Annotated in this window: 6 protein-coding genes; 1 reads left to right on the forward strand and 5 read right to left on the reverse strand. The window is 70.0% G+C overall.

Annotated features, from left to right (window positions below; translation table 11 throughout):
• Window positions 1–764: ATP-binding protein (locus F3J18_RS35940; protein ID WP_166916877.1), on the forward strand; the 764-nt coding region annotated here is incomplete at its 5' end.
• 193 nt (window positions 765–957) lie between these two features.
• On the opposite strand, the gene F3J18_RS35945 is transcribed toward F3J18_RS35940, so the two are convergent.
• The 5 genes from F3J18_RS35945 to F3J18_RS35965 form a co-directional block, all read right to left on the reverse strand.
• On the reverse strand, window positions 958–1,245 hold the full coding sequence (locus F3J18_RS35945; RefSeq protein WP_025097896.1) for a hypothetical protein: 288 nt from the start codon (window positions 1,243–1,245) through the stop codon (window positions 958–960).
• 56 nt (window positions 1,246–1,301) lie between these two features.
• Window positions 1,302–1,535 (reverse strand): DUF4148 domain-containing protein, encoded by a 234-nt coding sequence (locus tag F3J18_RS35950; protein WP_166916879.1) that lies wholly within the window; start codon window positions 1,533–1,535, stop codon window positions 1,302–1,304.
• 76 nt (window positions 1,536–1,611) lie between these two features.
• Window positions 1,612–1,845 carry a DUF4148 domain-containing protein gene (locus F3J18_RS35955; protein WP_166916881.1) on the reverse strand — a complete coding sequence of 78 codons (234 nt, stop codon included), beginning with the start codon at window positions 1,843–1,845 and terminating at the stop codon, window positions 1,612–1,614.
• A 76-nt stretch (window positions 1,846–1,921) separates the two neighbouring features.
• Window positions 1,922–2,155 (reverse strand): DUF4148 domain-containing protein, encoded by a 234-nt coding sequence (locus F3J18_RS35960; RefSeq protein ID WP_166916883.1) that lies wholly within the window; start codon window positions 2,153–2,155, stop codon window positions 1,922–1,924.
• A 469-nt stretch (window positions 2,156–2,624) separates the two neighbouring features.
• Window positions 2,625–3,791 (reverse strand): thioredoxin family protein (locus F3J18_RS35965; protein WP_166916885.1); only part of this gene is annotated, 1,167 nt, incomplete at its 5' end.

Below are 3,791 nucleotides of genomic sequence, written 5' to 3' on the forward strand. Positions count from 1 at the left end.
CGCGGCTCGCCGCGGCGCTGGAGCGACAGTGCCGCGAGGGCACGCGCGCGGCCTTGCCGCCCGACGGCGGCGCGGCGCTCGACCGGCTGATCGAGGCGATCAACGGCACCGGCCGGCAGGCGGCCGAGCGCGAGGCCGAGCTGCTGGTGGTGCAGGCCGCCTATGCGCACGACCTGCGCACGCCGCTCACGCGCATCGGCCTGCGCAGCGAGATGCTCGACGACACGGCGATGCGCGATGCGATGGCCGGCGATCTTGCCGAGATGAACGAACTGGTGGAGGCCAGCCTGGCCTGCGCGCGGACCCAGTCGGGCGGGCTCGAATCGCCGCGCCGGGTCGACGCGGATCGCATGTTCGATACGCTGGTCGACAATTATCACGACGCGGGGCGCGTGGTCGAACTGGATGGCCGGGTCGGCCGGCCGATCGTCACCTGCCCGCATGCGCTGCGCCGCGTGCTGATGAACCTGATCGACAATGCGCTGCGCTACGGCACCGACGTGCGCCTGCGCGTGCGCGTGGAGGCCCAGCACCTGGTGCTCGCGGTGCTCGATTCGGGGCCCGGCATCGCGCCTTCGCAACTGGCGGCGGTGTTCGAACCTTGGTATCGCGCGCCGGAATCAGCCGCGAAGGCGAAGGGTTCGGGCCTGGGCCTGGCGATCGCGCGCCGGCTGGTGAAGGCGATGCGCGGCGATCTTCAACTGCGCAATCGTCGTGGCGGCGGGCTCGAGGCCACCTTGCGGCTGCCGCTGGTGATCGCCTGAGGATGAGGGTTGCGCGGCGGTGGCGTCGAGGCGATTCGACTGCATCTCGAGAGCGGCAGGCACCGCTTGATTGCCTGACGGCCGGCGGCGTCGCGGGGTTCCGCGCCGGCCGCCGTGTTGCTCGATGACGAAAGGCATGGCGTTTCGCGTGCTGCCTGGCGAAGCGACATCCCGGGACGGAGATCCGAGCCCGTCAGTGATGCGCATACAGCGAGGCCGTGTCGACCGGCACGAGACGCGCGCCCGATTCCGCGCCGGCATGGCCTTCGGCGCCATACGAGGTCTTCGCGACATCGGCCTGGTCCATCATCCATTGCGCCGCTTCGGCGTGGAGCGTCTGCGCGCTCTGCCCGCGCTGCGATGCCGGCGCGCCGGCGAGCGGGTCGTAGTGCGGGGCCGGGCCGTAGCCGCTGGCGAAGGCGGCCGGGGCCGCGGCGATACCGGCGGCGACGATCGCCGCGATCAGGTAGGGCTTGAACATGATGCTTTACCTCGAGTCGATGAGTGTGAGAGTGGACGATCGCTGGTTCGCGGCGTTCAGCTGCCGCGATAGAGGTCCTGCAGGGCGGCGAGCTGGCCGTCCTTCTGTGCCTCGACCAGCTGGGCGCGGACTTCGGCACGCGTGAGCGGATGGTTCATGGCGCGGGCGACCTGCGTTTGCACGCTGTCCTGGGCCGGGGTCGATTGGACGGGCATCGCGGCGAAGGCGCTGGCTGCCGTGGCGGACAGGGCGGCGACGGCGAGCGACAGGACGAGTTTCGAGGCTTTCATGGTGTTCTCCAGTTTCAGTGAATGTTCGGCAGTGCTTGAGTGAAGCATCGGGTGATGCTGCGTGGCTGCGTGCGGATCAGCTGCCGCGATAGAGGTCCTGCAGGGCGGCGAGCTGGCCGTCCTTCTGCGCCTCGATCAACTGGGCGCGGACTTCGGCGCGCGTGAGCGGATGGTTCATGGCGCGGGCGACCTGCGTTTGCACCGTGTCCTGGGCCGGAGCCGATTGGGCGGGCATCGCGGCGAAGGCGCTGGCGGCGGTGGCGGACAGGGCGGCGACGGCGAGCGACAGGACGAGTTTCGAGGCTTTCATGGTGTTCTCCAGTTTCAGTGAGTGTTCGGCAGTGCTTGAGTGAAGCATCGGGTGATGCTGCGTGACTGCGTGCGGATCAGCCGCCGCGATAGAGGTTCTGCAGGGCGGCGAGCTGGCCGTCCTTCTGCGCTTCGATCAACTGGGCGCGGACTTCGGCGCGCGTGAGCGGCGCGTTCATCGCGCGGGACACTTGCGTCTGCACGGTGCCCTGGGCCGGAGCCGATTGGGCGGGCACCGAGGCGAAGGCCGAGGAAGCGGCGGCGAACGAGGCGGCGAGGGCAAACGACAGGGCGATCTTCGAGACTTTCATGGTGTTCTCCTGGAACGGTTCAGTGGTCGGTGATGCGTCGGGGTTTCGCGTCGTCCGGTCGTTGCCGGCCGGGTGACTGGCCGGTTTGCGTTTGCGTCCGGCGTGAAAGCATTACAACCGGCGCACGTATCTCGTGTGTTTCGTCGAAGCGGGTTTGTTGCAAGCACATGTATCGGATACGCGGGCGGATACGTTGCGACACAAATCTCGGGGCGGCGGGGATTCCGACCCGGTATTTCCGGGCTGCGAAAGCGGGGAAAGCCGGTGGAGAGGCTTGTCGGAAGGGCATGGGCAGGCGCTCGCGTGCCAAGGGCCGTCACGGCCCGCTACGGCCTGCCATGGCCCGCTATGGCCTGCCATGGCCCGCTATGGCCGCTATGGCGCCCCATATGAACGAAACCCCGAATCGCCTGACCGGCGATCCGGGGTTTTTGCCTTCCGCCGCCGGCAGGCCCCGGCAGCGCCACGCTCAACCGAAGGTGAAACTGAAGGCCTTGGCGCCCGGATCGAGGAATTCGATCGTGAAGGTATGGTCGCGTACCGGCCCGCGCTGGCGCACCAGTTGATACAGGCGCGAGGCGTCGATGCTGCCGCTGCCGTCGGCGGCGACATCGGCGCCATGCGCGTCGCCGGGCGGCGTGCCGTCGATGCTCACGCGAAAGCGCAGCGGTTTGCCGTCGGCGCCGGGCCCGAGCACCAGGTGCAGGTCGCGCGCATGGAAGCGGTAGCTCAGGCGCGCGCCCGGCGCGGCCGCCACCGCCGATTCGGCGCCCACGTTCCACTGCCCGGCCAGGGCAAAGGTATTGAGCGCGAGCCGCGCCGGCGTGCTGTAGGCCGCGTCGTGGTCGGGCCGCACCGGCTCGGGCGAGGCGAAACCCTGCGCCTGGCGGTAGCCCACGTAGGTTTCCTCCGAGCCGATGTCGTCGGGGTCGGCCGGTGCCAGGGCGCCGGTCGCCACCGGCGCGCCGCCGTCGGCCGCCGGCATGCCGTGGCCGGCGTCGGCCAGCAACTGCCGGATCGCGCGCTCGGCGTCGTCGTAGCCGCCCTCGCCGAAGTGGTGGAAGCGGATCCGGCCGTTCGCGTCGGCGATATAGAAGGCCGGCCAGTACTGGTTGTCGAACGCCTGCCAGATCCGGTAGTCGTTGTCGGTCGCGACCGGGTAATGGATGCCGAGGTCCTTCAGCGCGCGGCGCACGTTGCCGGGATCGCGCTCGAAGCCGAACTCGGGCGTGTGCACGCCGATCACCACCAGGCCGTCCTTGCCGTAGCGCTCGGCCCAGGTCTTCAGGTAGGGCAGCGTGCGCAGGCAGTTGATGCAGGAATAGGTCCAGAAGTTGACCACCACCACCTTGCCGCGCAAGGCGTCGCGCGTGAGCGGCGGCGAATCGAGCCAGCCGCTCGCGCCGTCGAGCATCGGCAGCTCGCCCTCGTCGCGCAGGCGGATCGGCGCCAAAGCTGGCGCTGCCGGCGGCGTCTGGCGCGTGGCCTTGCCCTGGTCGTCGGCGCCGCGCTTGCCGAGCAGGCCCACCAGGCGCGTCTCGAGCCCGCTGGTGGGCGTGCTCGGCAGTTGCGCGAGCGCCTGCGTATCGAAGCCGAGCGCGATCGCGCCGGCCGCGAGCAGCACCGCCGCGCCCGT

It is taken from the genome of Burkholderia sp. Ax-1720 (genome assembly GCF_011753035.1).
In the GTDB taxonomy this organism is placed as follows: domain Bacteria; phylum Pseudomonadota; class Gammaproteobacteria; order Burkholderiales; family Burkholderiaceae; genus Burkholderia; species Burkholderia gladioli.

Bases quoted from the DNA above. Each gene is read 5' to 3' on its own strand.
- F3J18_RS35945 (WP_025097896.1), bottom strand. From the start codon at position 1,245: ATGTTCAAGCCCTACCTGATCGCGGCGATCGTCGCCGCCGGTATCGCC.
- F3J18_RS35950 (WP_166916879.1), bottom strand. From the start codon at position 1,535: ATGAAAGCCTCGAAACTCGTCCTGTCGCTCGCCGTCGCCGCCCTGTCC.
- F3J18_RS35955 (WP_166916881.1), bottom strand. From the start codon at position 1,845: ATGAAAGCCTCGAAACTCGTCCTGTCGCTCGCCGTCGCCGCCCTGTCC.
- F3J18_RS35960 (WP_166916883.1), bottom strand. From the start codon at position 2,155: ATGAAAGTCTCGAAGATCGCCCTGTCGTTTGCCCTCGCCGCCTCGTTC.